This window comes from Bacillus marasmi (genome assembly GCF_902168435.1).
In the GTDB taxonomy this organism is placed as follows: Bacteria; Bacillota; Bacilli; order Bacillales; family Cytobacillaceae; genus Bacillus_BU; species Bacillus_BU marasmi.
In genome coordinates this window covers 195222-216411 of the sequence record NZ_LR656172.1, presented here as the reverse complement: position 1 = coordinate 216411, position 21190 = coordinate 195222, and the positions used below count along the sequence as shown (strand labels likewise).

14 protein-coding genes are annotated in these 21190 nt (G+C 38.0%); 7 read left to right on the top strand and 7 right to left on the bottom strand.

Annotated elements, in window-relative coordinates:
- Positions 1-38: 38 nt before the first annotated feature.
- The 6 genes from FXW34_RS13795 to FXW34_RS13770 all read right to left on the bottom strand — a co-directional run bounded on the left by FXW34_RS13795 (position 39) and on the right by FXW34_RS13770 (position 10848).
- Complete coding sequence (locus FXW34_RS13795; protein ID WP_147534591.1) at positions 39-1118, bottom strand: hypothetical protein; 1080 nt, start codon at positions 1116-1118, stop codon at positions 39-41.
- A gap of 12 nt (positions 1119-1130) precedes the next feature.
- On the bottom strand, positions 1131-2816 hold the full coding sequence (locus tag FXW34_RS13790) for a serine/threonine protein kinase (protein ID WP_147534590.1): 1686 nt from the start codon (positions 2814-2816) through the stop codon (positions 1131-1133).
- Between the two features lie 15 nt (positions 2817-2831).
- Complete coding sequence (locus FXW34_RS13785; RefSeq protein ID WP_147534589.1) at positions 2832-3599, bottom strand: PP2C family protein-serine/threonine phosphatase; 768 nt, start codon at positions 3597-3599, stop codon at positions 2832-2834.
- A 1812-nt stretch (positions 3600-5411) separates the two neighbouring features.
- On the bottom strand, positions 5412-6659 hold the full coding sequence (locus FXW34_RS13780; RefSeq protein ID WP_147534588.1) for an FHA domain-containing protein: 1248 nt from the start codon (positions 6657-6659) through the stop codon (positions 5412-5414).
- Positions 6660-6921: 262 nt separating this feature from the next.
- Positions 6922-7773: a hypothetical protein gene (locus FXW34_RS13775; RefSeq protein ID WP_147534587.1), complete on the bottom strand. Its 852-nt coding sequence runs from the start codon at positions 7771-7773 to the stop codon at positions 6922-6924.
- 555 nt (positions 7774-8328) lie between these two features.
- Positions 8329-10848 (bottom strand): EAL domain-containing protein, encoded by a 2520-nt coding sequence (locus tag FXW34_RS13770; RefSeq protein ID WP_147534586.1) that lies wholly within the window; start codon positions 10846-10848, stop codon positions 8329-8331.
- A gap of 299 nt (positions 10849-11147) precedes the next feature.
- Between FXW34_RS13770 and FXW34_RS13765 the strand changes: the two genes are divergently transcribed.
- Positions 11148-11876, top strand: a complete 729-nt coding sequence (locus FXW34_RS13765) for a (2Fe-2S)-binding protein (RefSeq protein ID WP_147534585.1) — start codon at positions 11148-11150, stop codon at positions 11874-11876.
- A gap of 176 nt (positions 11877-12052) precedes the next feature.
- On the opposite strand, the gene FXW34_RS13760 is transcribed toward FXW34_RS13765, so the two are convergent.
- Positions 12053-14029 carry an oxidoreductase gene (locus FXW34_RS13760; RefSeq protein ID WP_147534584.1) on the bottom strand — a complete coding sequence of 659 codons (1977 nt, stop codon included), beginning with the start codon at positions 14027-14029 and terminating at the stop codon, positions 12053-12055.
- A 414-nt stretch (positions 14030-14443) separates the two neighbouring features.
- Between FXW34_RS13760 and FXW34_RS22960 the strand changes: the two genes are divergently transcribed.
- The 6 genes from FXW34_RS22960 (at position 14444) to FXW34_RS13730 (ending at position 21103) form a co-directional block, all read left to right on the top strand.
- Complete coding sequence (locus FXW34_RS22960; RefSeq protein ID WP_187118956.1) at positions 14444-15430, top strand: hypothetical protein; 987 nt, start codon at positions 14444-14446, stop codon at positions 15428-15430.
- Between the two features lie 276 nt (positions 15431-15706).
- On the top strand, positions 15707-16900 hold the full coding sequence (locus FXW34_RS13750; protein WP_147534582.1) for a CDP-glycerol glycerophosphotransferase family protein: 1194 nt from the start codon (positions 15707-15709) through the stop codon (positions 16898-16900).
- 84 nt (positions 16901-16984) lie between these two features.
- The gene (locus tag FXW34_RS13745; protein WP_147534581.1) at positions 16985-18193 is read left to right on the top strand and encodes a CDP-glycerol glycerophosphotransferase family protein; all 1209 of its coding nucleotides are present in this window, start codon (positions 16985-16987) and stop codon (positions 18191-18193) included.
- The gene (locus tag FXW34_RS13740; protein WP_147534580.1) at positions 18190-18996 is read left to right on the top strand and encodes an ABC transporter permease; all 807 of its coding nucleotides are present in this window, start codon (positions 18190-18192) and stop codon (positions 18994-18996) included. Before FXW34_RS13745 ends, FXW34_RS13740 begins: the two co-directional genes overlap by 4 nt.
- Before the next feature lie 192 nt (positions 18997-19188).
- Complete coding sequence (tagD, locus tag FXW34_RS13735; RefSeq protein ID WP_147534579.1) at positions 19189-19584, top strand: glycerol-3-phosphate cytidylyltransferase; 396 nt, start codon at positions 19189-19191, stop codon at positions 19582-19584.
- Positions 19585-19648: 64 nt separating this feature from the next.
- Complete coding sequence (locus FXW34_RS13730) at positions 19649-21103, top strand: glycosyl hydrolase family 28-related protein (protein ID WP_147534578.1); 1455 nt, start codon at positions 19649-19651, stop codon at positions 21101-21103.
- Positions 21104-21190 lie beyond the last annotated feature (87 nt).

Here is a 21190-nt window from a genome sequence, read left to right as displayed (position 1 = left end):
CTTTCCCATCTATATGAAAAATCATAAAGTAACCTTGGTTAAACTGTTTCATCACTGTGGATAATCTTGATGTTTTTGACAATTCTGAATGGTATAGCCTGATTAGTATCGCTATCCTCTTGGTCAAGCTCCGCTGTTGGATATAGGACCGTTGTTCCTTCATCATCACTAAGTACTTCGGTGCCATCGTTTGTTGCCAACACTTCAGTTCCTTCATTTGGTGCCAAGACCACCGTTTCACTTCCAACAATCAATACCTCTGTGCCATCGTTTGTTGCCAACACTTCAGTTCCTTCATTTGGTGCCAAGACCATCGTTTCACTTCCCGCAAACAATACCTCTGTGCCATCGTTTGTTGCCAACACTTCGGTTCCTTCATTTGGTGGCAAGACCATCGTTTCACTTCCCGCAAACAATACCTCTGTGCCATCGTTTGTTGCCAACACTTCGGTTCCTTCATTTGGTGGCAAGACCATCGTTTCGTTGCCATATACCTGTTCTACTTTAGCTTCATCTGGCTCTAGAACTACAGTTCCTCCTTCCGGCGCCAAGACCACCGTTTCTGCATAAGGCAACTGGACATCATTAGTAACTTTGCTTTTGGCTTTATGGTCAGTGCTATCAATTGGAATCAGAACCTCAGTACCATCAATTAATACCTCCGTTTCATTGATAAGCGCTTCCGGAATTGCAACAGCTTCAACTTCTTTATTTTTACTAGCATTAAGCACAGGTTTTGGTACTTGCTCACCTGTACGGCCAGTAGTCCCTCTTCCAAACAGCCGCTTTGAGATAGGCGCAACCGTTTGGCCAGTTCCGCCCCTATTACCAAGCCGGTTTGAATTACCAAGCCGCTTCGAACGCGAAGGATAAGAACTAACAGGCTCGGTCAAACTTCCGCGTTCAACATTAAATGCACTCGGCATGTACCGCTTTTGACCCGAATTCGTATTATGCTCGCGAATCTCTTGAATCTGCCTAGCTGCTGTCTTCCCACTCAAATCGCCAATGATAGCCTTAATGTTCATTTTATAAAACAAAATAATCGTCACAATTAAAAGCACTACTGCAAGGGAATAGCCGACGATTGAAATGGTGAACCAAGTATTTGCATCCATTCCGATCCCTCCCTATTTCCGATATGCATTTTCAATCGCCTTTTCCGTTGTCTCAAAGCGCTTGATTACATCATTTTTGATTTGCTCGGTTTTCTCTGCAGTAACCTCAACATTTTTCGTGCTTTTCTTGACCGTTTCAAATACAGAACGAAGATCCTTTTCCTTCACACCATCCAATTTAAACTTCCTTGCATAAGTTTCAATCGAATAAATCGTTAATTTGTAGAGTTCTAGTTTCACAATCTCATTTTCATCAGGATTTTTAGCCATCATCAGATTTAAATCTTTGATGTTCTCCCAATAAGGTCGATACTTTCCTTTATCCGACGCTTCCTCAATATGAAGGGTAATATCGCGATTGAACTTGCCGATATCCCGATAAGTCGTCGCCATTTCATAATAGTCGCTATCCTTTGAGCCATATTGGACTGCGTCCTCGAACCACTGAATCGAGCTCTTCATTCTCGTAACTTGATTATCGCTATCGGCCGACTTCCCATAATCGTAGTAATACCAATACACCTTTCCGATTTCAAATGCGAGCTCAGCATAATCTGGATTTTCGCGAAACTCAGTGATATGGTTATTGATTTTTTTCTTAAAAGCTTCCTCTTCTTCAACCGTAAAAGCCGCATCACCTTTGAACGCATCAATGATTCCAAGATAAGCTTCATTAACAGTCGGCTTAATATCGATTGCCGTTAAATAATGGTCGATTTTAGTAGTATCAGTCGCCGCTTTCTCTGCCATCTGAATGTTACTGTCGTAATCGGCATTATTCGTGCGCACATTCATCACCTGTCCGAATATTCCGACCAGCAAGAACAGCAAAGCACTACCGGCCACCATGCTAAAATTGCGCAGCTTCCGCACTTGCTTAGCCCGATATACATCATCAATTTCCTCATAGTGATGGAGCGCATATAAGAGCTCCGCACAGGATTGATAGCGGTCATCCGGATTGAGCTGCGTACATTTCTGAATAATCCGCTCGAGGCCCCCTGATAGTTGCGGATTCCAATGGCGAATCGGATAGAGCTCATAAGGCGGCTCGCAAGGGTTATGCCCTGTCACTAAATGGTACAGCGTCACACCTAAGCAATACACATCCGTCCGTGGATCAGTTTGCCCTTTTCCGCCGAACTGCTCTGGCGCAGCGTAGCCCTTTGTTCCAAGACTCACCGTATCGGCCAGGTTTTGTTCCTTATATTCTCTAGCAATCCCAAAATCTATCAGCTTCAGATTTCCATCAGGCTTCAGCATCACATTTGCTGGCTTCATATCCCGATAAATAATCGGCGGTTTGCATGTATGTAAATAATCGAGAACTTCACAAAGCTGCTTCGCCCATTCAATCACGACATCCTGCGGCTGGGCACCATACTCATCAAGAATCTTGCTCAGCGGCTCCCCCTCGATATAGTCCATGATAACGAAAATGACATCCCCGTTATCGATAATATCGACAATCCGCGGCAGGGCTGGATGATCAAGCCTTTTAATCATATTCGCTTCGGCAATCGCACTTTGAATAATGACCTCGTTGTTCTTATCCTTTGCCCTTTTTTCAATCTCTTTTACGGCCCACTGCTTGTTCAGACGCTTGTCCATCGAAAGGTAAACCTTAGACATCCCGCCTTGGCCAATCAGCTTCAATATTTCATATTTTCCGTCAATTACGGATCCAATTTGAGCCAAACTTAATCCCCGTCCTTACAGAATTTTGATAAGCATAACCGAAATATTATCCAGTTCTTGTCGTTGCTTATTTAGTTCCACCAGTTCTACTGCTTTATTTTTCATAACAGCTTCATCCATCAATCCTTGCGGGGAAAATGCCTGATAAATCTCGTCCTCGCTAATCATGTGGCGAAAACCATCCGAACAAAGCATGTACACATCACCTCGTTCAGGCGTCCCGCGAATGAACTCTGGCTCAACTAGTTTTGACGCCCCGATGCACTGTAAAAGGACATTCCGTCTAGGGTCAATCTTGGCTTGCTCCGGCGTCAGCACGCCTCGTCTAACTTCACGGCCGACCACCGTTTGGTCCTCCGTCAAGACCTCGAGCTTGGTGTTAATCCGATAAACCCTCGAGTCACCGACATGACCAATCAACATAAATTTCGTATCAATCAGCAGCAGCGCGGTTAATGTTGTGCCAAGTTGAATCCTGATGTTCCGCCCATACTCAGCAATCCGCTGATTTTGCTCTCTTATGATCCGCTCCCAGCGATACTGAATCTCATCAAAATCATTATGCGTGAGCTGAGATGGCAGCTCATTTTCAAACCAATCCGAAAAGGCATTAACAACACTAGCGCTGGCAACCTCCCCCTTCGCAAGTCCCCCCATCCCGTCACAGATAATCGCGAGCACGACTTTTCCGATGGATGTCTCGGCGACCTTCAAACACAAACTATCCTGATTTGTCGCCTTCTTAATCCCAACATCAGTACAAATTGCAGTTAATACTTCCATTTTTTAAAACCTTCTTTGTTAAAAATAGTGCAGTTATTTGAGTTGCGATGCGCATCCGTTTCTGCGAATATAGTTTTCGTCTTTGAACCCTTGGACGCTTTATGAGTTCATTTCTCCTGGATTGCTCTGGAGTTTTGAACTCATGAACCCTCTATGAGTTCATTTCTCTTGCATCGCTCCGGTGTTTTGAACTCATGAACCCTTTATGAGTTCATTTCTCTTGGATCGCTCCGGGGTTTTGAACTCATGAACCCTCTATGAGTTCATTTCTCTTGGATTGCTCCGGGGTTTTGAACTCATGAAACCTTTATGAGTTCATTTCTCCTGCATCGCTCCGGGGTTTTGAACTCATAAACCCTCTATGAGTTCATTTCTCTTGGATCGCTCCGGGGTTTTGAACTCATGAACCCTCTATGAGTTCATTTCTCCTGAATTGTTTCGGTGTTTTGAACTCATGAACCCTCTATGAGTTCATTTCTCTTCGATCGCTTCGGAGTTTTGAACTCATGAACCCTCTATGAGTTCATTTCTCTTGGATCGCTCCGGGGTTTTGAACTCATGAACCCTCTATGAGTTCATTTCTCCTGGATTGCTCCGGGGTTTTGAACTCATGAAGCCTTTATGAGTTCATTTCTCCTGCATCGCTCCGGGGTTTTGAACTCATGAACCCTCTATGAGTTCATTTCTCCTGAATTGTTTCGGTGTTTTGAACTCATGAACCCTTTATGAGTTCATTTCTCCTGTATTGCTCCGGTGTTTTGAACTCATGAACCCTTTATGAGTTCATTTCTCTTGCATCGCTCCGGGGTTTTGAACCCATGAACCCTCTATGAGTTCATTTCTCCTAATTTCTACCCGAGTTTTGGCTCATAGAACCTCTCTATGAGACACTTCTTCTAATTTCTACCCGAGTTTTGGCTCATAGAACCTCTCTATGAGACACTTCTTCGATTTCCTAACCGAGTTTTGGCTCATAGAACCTCTCTATGAGACACTTCTTCTAATTTCTACCCGAGTTTTGGCTCATAGAACCTCTCTATGAGACACTTCTTCGATTTCCTAACCGAGTTTTGGCTCATAGAACCTCTCTATGAGACATTTCTTCTAATTCCTAACCGAGTTTTGTCTCATAGAACCTCTCTATGAGACACTTCTTCTAATTCCTACCCGAGTTTTGTCTCATAGAACCTCTCTATGAGACACTTCTTCGATTTCCTAACCGAGTTTTGTCTCATAGAACCTCTCTATGAGACACTTCTTCGATTTCCTAACCGAGTTTTGTCTCATAGAACCTCTCTATGAGACACTTCTACGTATTTCTACCCGAGTTTTGGTTTATAGAACACTCCCGCCACCACCGGACCTAGTAACTTGATTACTTAATCTAGGAACATACTATAGTTTTGTATATATTTTATTGTGCAATATTAATAGATTATTTAACTTCAGCTTAGACTTTATGTAAAATACAATAATTCCCAAAACTTTCACTTAGAAACTATGTCTTATTTTACAACATATTACATTTTATTGTCGAATCGAGTAAAAATACATTTTTATAGGAAATTTAGCGACATTTAACACTTGACAGTTGATTTGACGCGGTTTTTAAGTGATTTATATCACACTTAAAATTTTTTCTGAATTTAAATATTTTGGCACACGAACCTAATTGTCAGAAAATTGTTAGAAATTAGGACAGATGTCTGACCTTTCTTTTCCCACAATAATTATGACCAACAAAAACAAAAACCCGCTCCTCCATTAGAAACGGGCAAAAAAATCGACAAATTTCGGGTGGTGACAGGCACCTTATATGTAAAAGGCGAATTCTTCGTTGGCGAGTTTGAGTTTGGTGCCTGAGAAGATTTCTACTTCTTTTTGGACTGGAACGACCCGACCATCGATATATGTTTTGTTGGTCGAGTTGTTATCAACAATATAGTAGCGCCCTGCTTTTGTGAGAATATCAGCATGACTGCGACTCACCGCATTGTTATCGGCAACGAAATAATCACAATACCTCCGCTCCTTACCAATCCGAAAAGAAGGCTTGTCCACAAGAATCTTTTCTTGAGTTTTCTCTCTGATTAAATAAGGAAAGGTTGGTTCTTCCAAGGCTTCTGCCCCTAGCACCGTCGTACCATTATCGAAGCCCTCCGCACCCAACACCGTGGTTTCACTAAATGTTTGTGTTTTCGTTTTAGTCTGAGGGCTAGGATCAATTTTCACTGCTGCCAAAGGTTCTTGCACGTTTTCTTTTCCCACCATTAAAGGTGACCCACAGCTCACACAGAAATTTGCGGTTTCGTCATTTACACCGCCGCATTTTGGACAAGGCGCTGACGATTTCGATTTTTCCGGCATAGTTGCATGATTTTGCTGACCAAAAAGGTTATAGGCGATGTCCCCGGTGTTCCCTTTTTCCCCAGCTAGCTTATTTGATTGATTCTTATTTCCATGCAATCTCACTGAATCAGTTGGTAAATACGATTTATCCTCAATCGACTTGCCCGTGAGTTCAAAGATTAATTTTTCAAAACCATTAATTGAAAAAGGTGCTTGGTTTTGGAAAAACTGCAAATAGTTCGTAACATAACCATGGTCTTCGTGCTTTGTAAAAATAACCCGAAAAGGGAAATCCTTAAAAAACTCTGACGGTATATGCGGGTTTTGATTGTCAACAATTGGCCAAAAAATACATTTGAGTTTTTTGGTTCGTGGATTAAGGAAAATATAATCAAAATCCAGCATTAAGTTGTTCTCATTCATTAAGTTCTTTTTGCATTCTTGAACGATGTCGATGAGCTGTATGGCAACATCCAGGAACATTTTCTTAGTAACAATCCCGCTAAAATAAGCCTGCAATGGTATCATATCGACGATGGCGCTTTTTAAAATAATCCCCTTTTTCGTCGTTTCAGTGTTCACTGGAATAAGAGTTTCTAGAAGCTTTCCGGCAATCGAATTCAATTCGCGCTCATTAATCGCCTCTGGTTGAACTAATCGATTTGTGACTATATAACTGTTTGTACTCTGTTCCACTGTTGTACGTCCCATATCTATCTCCCGCTTTTAAAATAGTAATCTATTGACTGACCCATACCACTTCTTGGCAAACCAAAGTGGTTACGGCCACCCTTTTTCATTTCCATTCCCTTCAAAGTCCTGATGTATCCCGTTAGCAATAATACTTTCCAGCTCACTTATGCAATATGAATCTAACATTTTATTAAATAGAGCTACTGATTTCCATGTGCCATTAAAATCCCTCTTTATCATTCGACAAAATTCGGGTGGTGACAGGCACCTTAGAGGCACCTTAGATATTTATGTCTGTTACTTTTCCGTCTTCTATTGTGATTAGTGCGTTTGATGTGACGGTTCCTAGTCGTGAGTAATATCCTGATGGATCTTCATAGTTTGCGAAATAGCTGTCTTTTATCTCTGTAGGGGTAAATGTACTTAGGAAATAGATATAAATTTGTTGAGTACCTATTCTAGAATCCGAAACTTCTTTAGCTAATTTATTAATGAGTAGTAATTGATCCTCAAGCGGAGTGCCATCATCTTTTACAAACACATAATGAGAAGCATATACGCTGATATCAAGCGATTTAAGATAGCTGTCTAAATCCGCCCGACTCTCCTTTAAGCTCGCATTATGGTACGTATTTTCAAATTTCGTTTGCACTAGAAAATCCTGTTCAAGACTGATTTTTTCTGACAGCATCTTACTGTATTGATTTTGAAATAGTACATTTGCATAAGTATCTTCTAAATACGGTTCTACATTTTCTTCCCACTTTATTAATGAGCTTTTATTATTTTGATCCACTTGCCCTAGTAGTTCATCAACTTCACTCTCATCGTGGACATTAAGAAACTCTTTATCATAATTAACCTCGAATTTTATTTCCTGGAACTTTTTCGGGTAGCATTCGGCAATAATTATTTCATTACCATCAAATCCGTCTTCTTTCCTCATCGTAGAAACACCGAACTCTTCATTATATTTAGATTTTAGATATTGAAGGATTACATCCTGGTAATTATCATTAAGCTTGCCATTTGATTGTCCACCGGATTGTTCTGTTTGTTGCGAGCAAGCACTTGCTACTAGCACTAATGTGATCGATAAAACTAATAAACTTGTAAACTTTAAGAAACGCATTTTCATATATCTCCTTATATTTATTACTCCTAAAAAACGAAAGGGAAATACTCGGGTTGATATTCTTTTCCAACAGGACGACCGAAGGTAATAACAGTATCGTTCTTTGCTGTTCAAAATATGCAGGTGCATCTTATCCCGCGCAATATTAATAGCTTTTAAGATTGAAGTGAGTTACCTGACCGAATATACAATAATCCCCATATCTTCCACTTTGAAACCACGCCTTATTTTACAACATATTACATTTTGTTGTCGAATCAAGATAAATTACATTTCAACAGAAAGACTAGCTCCATATTACACTAGACAGTAGATTTTCTGCGGTTTTCGAGCGACTTAAATCACATCGAGTTGAATATCCAGATTCAAGCATTAATATATCCAAAGGAAATGATAGGGAATTGTTAAAATTTCAGACAGATGTCTGACCTTTTTTTACAAATCTATTAATCACAACAAAAAGCCCGCTTCCACAATGCTGGAAACGAGCTTGAAAATTCGACAAAATTCGGGTGGTGACAGGCACCTTGGTGGGCACCTTGGTGGCGCGGCTTAGATTTCTATTTTTTGGAGGAGGGTTACTCCGTAGCGTTTGTAGTTGCTGGATAGTTCTTCGGTCCAGACAATGTATCCCTTGAAGGTGACTTCTACCTTATTGATAATCGTTTTAAATTGAAGGATAATGTCCCTTTTCACAGGTAAATTTAACGATGAGTCAAAACATAGACCGACCGGGCTAATATTATTAATAGAGACTGGCGAGCTTCCGAGCTTTAATTGACTCTTTCCAATACTCACAATCGTCATCTCAGCTAAGACCGGAGCATTCAACTGAACCCGGGCATAATTTCTTCTGTTCACATTAAAATTGACCGCGCCTGCCTTTACATCCTTCTTTTTCCATTTGCTGTTGGTTAACCACTTTCTAAAATGATGACCGTCTAGTGGTTTACTATAATAATAGCCTTGGATTTCATCACAACTTAACGCCTTTAATAACGAAAGCTGTTCTGTAGTCTCAACCCCTTCAGCAACGACTGATTTTCCAAGCTTATGACATAGCTGTATCGTTGAGGCAATAATCTCATAATGATCACGATCCTGATGTATTTCATCGACTAACGATTTATCGAGTTTAATAATCTCACATGGAATCTTTTTTAAATAATGAAGCGAGGAATAACCTGTTCCAAAGTCATCCAAAGCAATCGTGATGCCCATACCCCGCAATTTATTCAATGTGGTTAGCACTTGTTTTTCATTTTTAATAACCACCGATTCTGTAATCTCAAATTCGACCCACCGTGAATCAACCTTTTTGTCTTTTAAAATCATAACAACCATATCGACAAAATTGGGCTGGAGCAGCTGTATGGTAGATAAGTTTATCGAAATCTTCTTAATCGGCAAGCTTGAATGCTCCCATAATTTAATCTGCTCACAAACCTTCTTGATAATCCATTCACCAATTGGGATAATCAGACCGGATTCTTCCGCCATATGAATAAATTCTCCAGGCGACACTAGCCCAAATTTTTTGTGGTTCCAACGAATTAACGCTTCGGCAGATACCATTTCATCCGTAATGGGATTAAAGCGTGGTTGAAAGTGTAAGAGAAATTCATCTCTTAACACTGCCTTCTTGCAATCATTTCTTAACGTAAATTGTTTGTAGCTGTTAAAATCCATCGTAGGAGAAAAAATCTGATATTGATTTTTCCCTTTACTCTTCGCATCATATAAGGCTGTCTCCGCATTTTTTAATAATGCATCGGCATTATCCCCTGAGCTTGGAAAAATACTTACGCCCATACTCGCTGACAGATAAATCTCAGCTCCGTTTATTTCAAAGGGCTTTCGATTAAGGTGCTGATATAATAGTGCTAGTTTTTTAGGAATATCCTTTTGATCCTCGATATTTCGCATGATCATAAAGAATTCATCCCCGCTAGCTCTATACAATTCACAATCCTTTCGATTAAGAGCTGACATAATACTTTTTGAAAAATCAACCAGCAGCTGATTACCTGCATTAAATCCAAAAGTATTATTCACATATTTAAAATCATCAATTCCGATTTTAGCAATGGCAAATACCTTATTGCCCCGCATTGCCAAACGCAGCTCTTTGCTTAAAATTTCAGCGAAGGATTTCCGATTTGGCAAGCCTGTCACCCAATCAAAGTACTCTATTCTTTCCATTCTATTACTTAAGTCTTTTTGCTTCGTAATATTTCTTTTAACAAAAACTATGGCATTAATGATTGGATCGTGTAACATATTTTTCGCGGTAATTTCATAGGGGCTATATGAACCATTTTTATTTTTGACGATAATCTCTAGAGTTTCCTTACTGCCGGGATTGCTTTTCAGCTTTTCAAACCAATTCATATAGTCTAATACATTCTCTTCCTTGAGTATATCAATTACATTTTTTCCAATAACATCACTTGTATTATAGCCAAATACCTTTTTGATTGATGTATTAATGCTAACTAGATTATTATTTTCATCAATACAACCGAATAACTCATCGGATATCATTTCAGTAATTGCATCCTGAAGGAGAACATGCTTCTGTTGACTCTTTTGTTCAGTTATATCTGTTCTTAATGTTAAAAATCCATACAGTTTTTTCGCGTCATCGAACAGCGGGAAAATGGACATATGATACCAGCCAAAAGATCCATCTTTCCTCTTTGCGGTCATCTCCCCAGTCCAACTTTTCCCCTTTAACAGTGTTTTCCATAGTCTTTGATAAAACTCTCTTGAATGCTGGCCTGCATTAAAAATTCTTGTATGACTACCCAACAATTCGTTAGATGTGTACCCGAGAGTTTCACAGCATTTTTCGTTCACATACGTAATAACGCCCTTGGTGTTGGTAATCAAAATTAAAGTTTCATTAAACATTATGGAAAGAATCTGTTCAATATTTAACTTGGATTTCCGCTCAAAATTTTCAATTAACGGACCACCTTTTTCCATTACAATGGCTGATTGCTCTAAGGGATCCCATTTTTCGATTCCATCATTAATAAAAATATTTCTTAAAATTCTCATGTAAGACATTACTTCCCCCCCCAATCACCCACGAACCAGAAGAATTCTCCAACTATTCTGCAAAAACACTAGTATATTAATATAATAAATTAGAATTGCGTTTTTTTCCTGTACTATTACTCCGAACGACCCCTTCGACACATCACTTTCACACAAAGTTCACAAAATAAACACAATTAACCCACATAAAAATTCGACAAAATTCGGGCGGTGACAGGCACCTTGACACTGATAATCATTTTCATTAGAATTTAAGTATTATCACCTTAATTGATAGATACATACAAAAGGGGAAAACAAAATGATACATGAGCGAGTTGTTATCCATGCATAAATTACCCGTTTCTATAGAAAAAGAACTAGCAAAATATCTTGTTACTCTATCAAATGAAAAAATCCCTACAGTCCATATTGATACAGCTGATGATACATTAGAGACCTTGCTTCATTATGCTAAGAATCGAATTGGCAACGGCAGAGATCGAGTCGCCGTTTCGATGTTATTTAGAAGATACGCTTTCGTTATCACCGCTCAATTGTTTATGCTCAGCAAGCATCGTTTAGCCTGGCAAGGTGACATTCAAGACATTTCCATTATCGATGACCCAGACGATAAACAATGGCTGCCTACCTTTTTATTTCGAAAAAATGATTGGCTGAATGTAGAAGAAGCTAATGTTGAAGAAGCTTTTCGCACGATTTTATATAAATTCGCTGCTAGCCTTCTCCATCCACTTGCGACAAAAACAAAAACATCGAAACTAGTATTGTGGGAAAACATTTGGGCCTACACATTATGGATGTATGATGGATTATTAAAGGAAAGTTGCATTCAGACTAGTGTCGAAAATGACCTGTCTATTCTTTTAGGCGATGAGGTTTGGATTGGAATTGAAAAGCGCTCACCTTTCAAAAAGTACTTAGGTGAAAAAACGGTCCCAGAATCCGTTCAATCCTATAAACGAGTTACGTGCTGCTTTTATTACGAAATTGACGGAAATGATAAATGCGCTTATTGCCCTAATGCTTCATGTTAAAATTTGCGAAAAAACCCGCTCTCAGATTTGGCTCTGAAGCGGGTTTTACTATACATGGAGATGCAGTCTTGCAGCTTTGCAGTCTTGCAGTCTTGCAGCATTGCAGGCAGTCAGCAAGGTCACTCACTACCTAAACAAGCAAAAAATTCGACAAAATTCGGGTGGTGACAGGCACCTTAGAGGTTATAGGCTTTTTCGAAGGCGTCGCGGGTTGCGTCACCGAGTGAAGCGTAGCCTGCTGCATCACCGATTACGAATATATTATGGTCCATTTCCGCTCTTAAGCTTTCTTCCAATGGGTTATAGGCCTCAACACCCATTGCGACAATGATATAGTCTGTTTCAAATTCTGACTGTTTCCCAGAATCCAATTCCTCGACAACAATGCGGTCTGGAAGGATTCTATCCACCTTATGATCAGTAACAATGTTCACATCGAGTTGTTTGAGCTTATCTAGCAATCTTAGTCTAGTATCAGCTCCAATTCTTTTGCTTGCTTTCGTAGGGATTTCAACAAATGTCACCTCATTCCCCGCTTCGGCAAGACGTCGGTTCGTTCCATGACAGATCATGCCACTGCCGACCACTGTCACTTTTTTATTTTTAAAATCTAAATCCTTTAATTTCATATCTTCATAAGTATAGATATGGTTTAAATCATTGCCCTCAACCTGTGGGAGGGCAGGTCGTCCGCCTGTTGCCAATATTACAGCATGTGGTTCCATTGCGGTTATCTCAACAACGGTTGCTTCTGTGTTCAGTCGAACATCGATATTCAACCGTTTCATTTCACTGCTAAGGTAATTAATGTGCCAAGTCATCTTTTCTCGATAAGTAGGATCCGTGACAAGATGCAATTGGCCACCAAGCCGATTACCTTTTTCAAAAAGAGTTACCGTGTGTCCTTTTAATGCAAGAGTTCGCGCTGCTTCCATTCCACCTGGACCACCGCCGACGACCACAACAGGACGATTTTTACCAACAGAAAGGTGTTCCTTCGCTCTCGCTTGCGCTTGCATTTGCTCTGGCACTTCGAACTCAAGCTCACGGCCCGCTCGAGCATTGATTGAACATAAAACGTGCGAGCCCCCCATTGCTGAATGGATACAGTGGAGGCAGCTTATACATTTTCTAATTTCTGCTTCGCGGCCTTCCATTGTCTTGTTGACCCACTCAGGGTCTGCAATTAATCCCCTGCCTATCGCGACAAAGTCTGCTTTTCCTTCAGTTAAAATGTCCTCGACAAATTGTGGCTCGCGAATGTTCCCAACCGTGATAACCGGAATGTTAACTTCTTTTTTGATTTCCTCAGCCAAGTAGACTCTCCAGCCCTGTTTAAATAGTGGAGATTCAATGATTCTATCCATCGATTCATAGGTTCCGCAGCTAATATGGAGACCATCTACTCCTATTTTTTCCAGGTATCGACTAATCTGCTTCCCGAGCTCTAAATCGATTCCACCTTCAACGAATTCATCAACGCTAAGACGAACGGTTACTGGGTAATCCGGACCACACTTTTCTCTAATCCCGGCAATGATTTCTTCGATAAATCTCATCCGGGTTTCGAAGCTGCCACCATATTCATCGGTTCGCACGTTTGACTGCGGGCTTAAGAATTGGTTAATCAAATAACCGTGGGCACCGTGGATTTCAACGCCATCAATGCCAGCCTCTTTACATCTCACAGCAGATTGGATAAATTCAGTAACTAGTTCCTTTACCTCTGCTGTCGTTAATTCGCGGGGCTCTTCACCTACGGCAGCACTGGCAATGCTACTAGGGGCAACGATTTGCTTGCCATTGATTAAGGCAGAGCTAGACTGTCTGCCTGCATGATGGATTTGCACAAAAACCTTGGCGCCATATTGATGAACAGCATCGGCGATACGCTTAATTCCAGGGATAAAGCGATCATCATCAAGCCTTAATTGTCTTATGAATCCTTTTCCATATTCATAATCGATACAAGTAAATTCCGTAATAATTAACCCTGTTCCACCCTTGGCTCGTTCTTCGTAATAAGCAACTAACTCATCCGTCACTTCACCTTCAGGACCAGCTAAATTCGTTCCCATCGGGGGCATGACGATTCTGTTTTTCAAAGTTAAATTGCCGATTTGGCCTTGTTTAAAGATGTTTTGGTAATTCATATATGTAGCCTCCCATTCTTGCTTGTTTTTCTGTTTTCTGTGAAAATATTCACAAACATCACCACTCTCTTTATTGTAAAGGAAAATAACGGAAGACAGACTACTGTGAATTTGATAGTTTCATGACAAAATGGAATTTAATGAAAATTCGACAAAATTCGGGCGGTGACAGGCACCCTTTGGGTGATATTTGCCATTTTTATTACTTTTTTCTAATAAGTCCGTCATTTTGTGCTATTATTCATGTATGGAATAATTTAGTAGTCAGATAGACATCTCGATTTTTTCAAAAGACGATGTTACCGGAGTAATTAGCATTAAAGTTCATACGTGATTTAATGATGTGAAGGGAGAAATACGCTAACTCCATTCCTCCGGTTTAACAATGATAATATATTGAAAGGAAGAAACACTATGTTAATACCTGATAGGAAAGTACTCATCACATACGGTATCTTGATTGTACTTTCTGTGGGCGGTGTCATCACTTATGTGAATAATGGTGAACCGGCCAAAAAAGCAACAAATAGTGCTGCTGCTACTTCGCAAAAAGCAACAGTGGATAACCTTCTTAAAACCATGAACAATGGTACGACGAAAACTGCTCCGGTCGAAAGCGTCATACTATCAAAATTTTACTATGGTGACAAAAAAGAAAACGGTGCGGCAGCAATCTTGCCAGATAGACCTAGAATTGACGAAGCGCAATTCATTTCTGCTTCTGAAAAATTCATTACCGCCGAGGAACTACACTTGGCCACCTCTCTCATTGGGAAGACCAAACCTGAGGTAGAAGCCATTGATGCTTCCATGTTAAAACACATCGAGGTCGTTTATAATTCGAAGAACGTTGTCGAAGGGGTAACTCTTGATATTATTTCATCCGGTTCGAAGCAAATTAAAGAGTTCGCAGGGAAACCAGTATTTCATTTAGAAGATAAAGCGTACCTATACCATGGGCAAAAATACGATTATATCCTTTATACTACTGATGATAAATTGTTTAATAAAATGACCATACTGCCAGTACTTGATCCAGTTCAGACTGTAGAGGATACAACAGTTTCCCAGGAACAACCAGAAGAAAACGATTCACAAGTTGTTAAAAAGAAAAAAAATAACGATGCAGATAAGCAGCAAAAAAATAAAACTAACAGTGACAGCTCTTCCCAGAAATCGTCTGGAAAGACTAATACACCTACGCCAAATCCAACTCCAGCGCCTACTACACCAGGAAATAACAAGCCAGACCCTAAACCAGTTACACCACCGGAGGATCCGAAGCCTGAACCACCTCCAGTAACACCAGGAGATGACACACCAACACCTGAGCCGCCACCTGACGACACTAAACCGCCTGAGCAGCCAGCTGAACCAGTGGAAACTCCAGAACAAAAATAAAATACTAAAGCCGATATTCCTTGTTTTGGGAATATCGGCTTTTTTCCTAAAGGGTAGCTTCTTTTTTTCCCTATAATCCCACCATGCCATTCGACAAAATTCGGGCGGTGACAGGCACCTAATTATTTAAAATTTTCAAATTTTATTGACTTTTATAGGCAAAAATTACTACAATTTAACATTAGAGTTATGTATTGTAAAAAATGAATTTTGAAAAAGAATTATGAGGAGATATGAGGGGTAACTTTTATTATAATCTTTTCCCTTAAAATAATTATGAATTTACTAAGTAATGATGGCCTAAAGGAGTTATTAAAGAATGGTTACTTATGGCTCTTTAAAGTAGTTTTTAATTTTTGTAAGGTATTCCCGAAAAAAAACAAAGTGACCTTTGTAGTGGGTTTTACAGGGAATCCAACCTTTGTTATTAATGAAATGATTATGAACAATCTTTCAGCTGAAATCGTTCTTTTGTGTAAACCAAAGATAATAAAGCCTTTACAAAGGAAGTTTAATAATATATCCATTATCCCCTTTGAGTCTCCCAACGCCATACAATGGATTCGCGCTATTCGTCATCTTGCATCATCGAAAATCATCATCATTGATAATTACTATGCCTTTTTATCTGTAATAGATTTTAAGGAAGGCGTCGAATGTATTCAGCTTTGGCATGCTGCTGGGGCTTTAAAAGCATTTGGCCTGAAGGATCGCTCAGTAATATACAGAAATGAAATTGCAAAACAGAGGTTTAGGAAGGTCTATCAAAAATTCGATAAAGTCATTGTAGGTTCTGACGCAATGGCTAATATATTTATGGACGCATTTGATGTATCACGTCAAAGTATTTTGCGTACCGGCATACCTAGAACAGATTTTTTTTATAACCTGGAAAGTATAGAGGCCGCTCAAGCTTATTTCTATTCAAAGTACCCTATATTTAAAGAAAAAAAGGTTATTTTGTATGCACCGACATTCCGGGATTATGAATTTGACAGTTGCAAGATGCATCTTGATATCAGAGAAATGTACCAAGAATTAAATGATGAGTATGTATTACTTATAAAACTGCATCCCACTGTGAAAATCGATACGAACTTAGAAAGTCAGTATCCTAATTTTGCTTTTGACTTCTCTAGTTTACGAGGAATAAACAGACTGCTTACTATAGTTGATTTTTTAATAACAGATTATTCATCAATACCATTTGAATTTGCTTTCTTAAAAAAGCCTATGATTTTCTTTCTACCTGATTTGAAAACCTATCAAAGAGAAAGAGGAACAATCCCTAACTTTCTCCAAGAAATTCCAGGACCAAAATGTTTCGATACGAGTGAAATAATAGAGGTAATAAAAGGAAATCAATTTGATATTAAGTTAATTCATGAGTTTTCAAATAAATGGAATCGTTATTCAAATGGAACCTCATCAAAAAAGTTAGAACAATATATTAGAAGCAAACTAACATAACAATTTAATAAATAAATGACAAAATTTTAATTTTATTTTTTCACTATATTAATGAAGCAACTGATTAAAGAAGGTCATAAAGAAATGAAGAATATATTAACTCGGCTAAAGCTAACATCAGTAGTTACAAAAATCTATCAAATACTATTCAATCTACTAGGCGTATTACCAAAGGATAAAAATTTAGTTGTTTTTGAAAGTTTTCTTGGTAGACAGTACAGCTGCAATCCTCGAGCTATCTATGAATATCTTCGAGAGAATTATCCAGAATACAGATTGATTTGGAGTGTTGATAAACGCTATGTACGAACGTTTGATGAAAAAGGCATTCAATATATTAAGCGACTCTCAATCAAATGGTTGTTCACAGTCCCAAGAGCAAAATATTGGGTAATAAATAGCAGAATGCCACAATGGATAAAAAAACCGAAAAACACGATTTACTTACAAACATGGCACGGTACCCCACTTAAGAAATTGGGCACTGATATTGAGGAAGTTCATATGCCAGAAACGACAACAGAAAAATATCGAGAAGGATTCCTTCGTGAATCACAAAAATGGGATTATCTAATATCACCAAATCCATATAGTACAAAGATTTTTTCGAGAGCTTTTCATGTTGATAGGAGCAGGATACTAGAGACCGGCTATCCACGAAACGATGAACTGATTGTTAGTAATTCCGAAGAGAACATACAGGTGATAAAAAATAAATTGGGAATACCTCATGGCAAAAAGGTTATTTTATATGCTCCGACATGGCGCGACGATGAGTATTTTGCCAAAGGTCAATATAAGTTTTCTTTACATATGAACTTATCCTTACTACAAGATACATTAAAGGATGAATACGTTATTGTTTTACGGCTTCATTATTTAATTTCTAATAGACTGGATGTTTCCAAATACAAGGACTTCGTCTTTGATCATTCAAGTTACGGCGATATTCGAGATTTATATTTAATCAGCGATCTACTGATAACAGATTATTCTTCAGTATTTTTTGACTATTTATGCCTAAAACGCCCTATTATTTTTTATACATATGATATAGACAGTTATAGGGATATCCTTAGAGGTTTTTACTTTGATTTTGAAAAAAATGCACCAGGTCCATTGGTAAGAACAACAGAATCTTTAATAGATGAAATAAAACGCTATGCAATAGAAAATTCTACCTCTACAAATAAAAAGTTAGTAAACTATTACAACAAGTTTTGTCAGCTTGAGCACGGTGTTTCAACTGAGATGGTGGTAAAAAGTGTATTTTCGGAAAGGGTAGTAAAATGAACTCATTATTTACTGTAATAAAAGAAAATTTAAGAAGCATTCATTTAGTAATTCGGTTATCCCTTTTTGAACTAAAAAGTGGAAATCGAAATCATTATTTAGGTATGTTGTGGGAAATCATCAATCCGATGATTCTAATCGGTATATATTGGTTTGTTTTTGGTTATGGGATTAGAGGCGGGGAGCCTATTGAAGGAATAGAGTTTTTCCCTTGGATGCTTTCTGGTATTACTGTTTGGTTTTTTACCTCTAACGCCATCATTCAAGGCTCAAAATCAATATATTCTAGAATTAAAGTCATCTCGAAGATGAACTTTCCCATGAGTGTCGTTCCTGCATATGTCATTACCTCAAAGCTATATCACCATATTTTGCTGGTTATCATCGTTATGGGGATCCTAGCTGTTTTAGGTCACCCTCCGACTCTTTATATATTGCAACTTCCATATTTTTTAATTGCTAATTTAGTGCTGTTGTTTTCAATTTCATTAATTACATCAACATTGTCAACAATAATACGCGACGTTCAAATGGTAGTGCAAGCTGTAGTAAGAGTATTGTTATACCTTTCTCCTATCTTATGGACAAGTGATAGTATGCCTAGAACCGTCATAAACGCACTAAAACTAAATCCTTTCTACTATATTATTGAAGGTTATCGTTCAGCGTTATTGGGCACAAATTGGTACTTTATTGAAAATGCTCAATATACCTATTATTTCCTAACTTTAGTGTTAATCTTTCTCTGGATTGGAGCAGTTCTTCACGCGAAATTTAAAAGAAGCTTTGTTGATTATCTATAATCGCAATATTAAAAGTTCACAAAATTGTAGAGTTTTAGCATAAACCGTGATATAATATCTAACATTGTAAAATATAGTAAATAATTACTGTAATTACTATTTTAGTAAATTACTTACAATAATAAACCCTATTAAATTCACAATTAAAAATTATATATATATTAAAGATTGTTATACAGGGAGGCGATTATCGTGAAAAAGGTTCTTACATATGGCACTTTTGACTTACTTCATTGGGGGCACATAAACTTATTGAGAAGAGCAAGAGAATTAGGAGATTATCTTGTTGTAGCCATTTCAACAGACGAATTCAATGCAATAAAGAATAAAAAAGCATACCACAACTATGAAAATCGAAAAATGATTCTTGAAGCGATCCGATACGTTGATGAGGTTATTCCAGAAAATAACTGGGAACAAAAAATTAATGATGTTAAAAACCATGATATTGATGTGTTTGTTATGGGAGACGACTGGGAAGGTGAATTTGACTTTCTAAAGGACTATTGCGAGGTAACTTATTTACCCCGTACTGTTGGGATTTCCACAACAAAAATCAAAAAGGAATTATTAGTAACAGCAAAATAGTCTATAAAGTCGCTTTATTAGCGACTTTTTTTACTTAATGTAATGGAGAAGGGGGATATGAATTATGAAAACAAGGTTATCTAATCTACGGGAATGGAGAAGGAACCTGGTTTGGATTTTCCCCATCTTATTAATTCCTCTACTATTTCTATTAAAGGACAATGATTTTCCAGAAGAAAAACAAATATCATCATTAAATGTGCGTACTTATGGGGCAAAAGGTAACGGAACTAATGATGATACAATGGCGATCCAAGAAGCATTAGACCAAGTTAAAAAGAGTAACAAAATTATACAAGTATATATTCCTTCTGGTAATTATAAACTTACTAAAACTTTAAAAATATATAGAAATACACATTTAATCCTTGAAGAAAATTCTATTTTTCTACGGAGCCACAATAATTCTTTTATGATTAATGGGGATTACGGAGATACTTATGATGGATACAACGGGAACGGAAATATTGTAATTGAGGGTGGTATATGGGAAGGAAATATTCTAGATTATCCTGATTCATATAATGCTATCGGCATAGCTCGAGCAAAAAATATAACCATCAAGAATGTTGTCTTTAGAGATATTTCTAGTTTCCATGCTATTGATCTATCTTCCTCTGAAAACGTCTTAATTGAAAATTGCAAATTTCTGGGTTTTAAAGATACAACCCCAAATAAGTCACGTTTCTATTCAGAAGCCATTCAGATTTCCGAACACACTATATTTGGTTTTAATGCATTTGGTACATTCAATGGAACACCTAATAAAAACGTGGAAATAAAAAACTGCATATTCGGGGAAAGCGGAACAAAGGGAACAACAGCTTGGCCAGTTGGGATTGGAAACCATTATACTGTTTACGATAAGTACAATTCAAATATAAAAATTCACAACAATAGCTTCCAAGGTATGACATTTGCTGGTATTAGAAATTTCAAATGGTATGACACAATCATAAAGAACAATAAATTTATTAATTGTTCACGAGGAATTTTTCTTTCCAATCCAGATGGAAATGGAGAGTCTTCCAAAACAATTGATGGAGTACAGACAGCCTTACCACAATCCAGTAAAAAAACGATTATTTCAGGAAACACCTTCGAACGTACTCAAAAGGAAAACATTGTTGGATTTGGATGGGAGAAAAATGGTATACACGCAAAAATACAATCTTTAAAGATAGAAAATAATGTATTTAATAACCAATTAGGGTTGAATAACAGACCCTCTATATTCCTATCTGGAATTAGTGATTTAATAATTACAAAGAACCAATTTAATCACTTTGGTGCTGGAGGTATAACCATTCTTAATTCAAACTCATTTAACATAACCGAGAATATACTCTTAACACAAGACAGTAAGACTAATATGGCAATCCTCATCGGAAATAACTGTGAATCAGGGACTATTAAAAATAATATATTTTCTTTAAATAATGAACAGAAAAATCCAATTAATGTAGAAGATACTTGTACGGATATTCAAACAATAAATAATATGATAAAAATAGACTAATCGCAAACTATCTATGAGTAGTCTTAGAAAAAAGAGCGTAATCACCGTTACGCTTTTTTATTTTGTAATATAGTGGTACCGAAATGC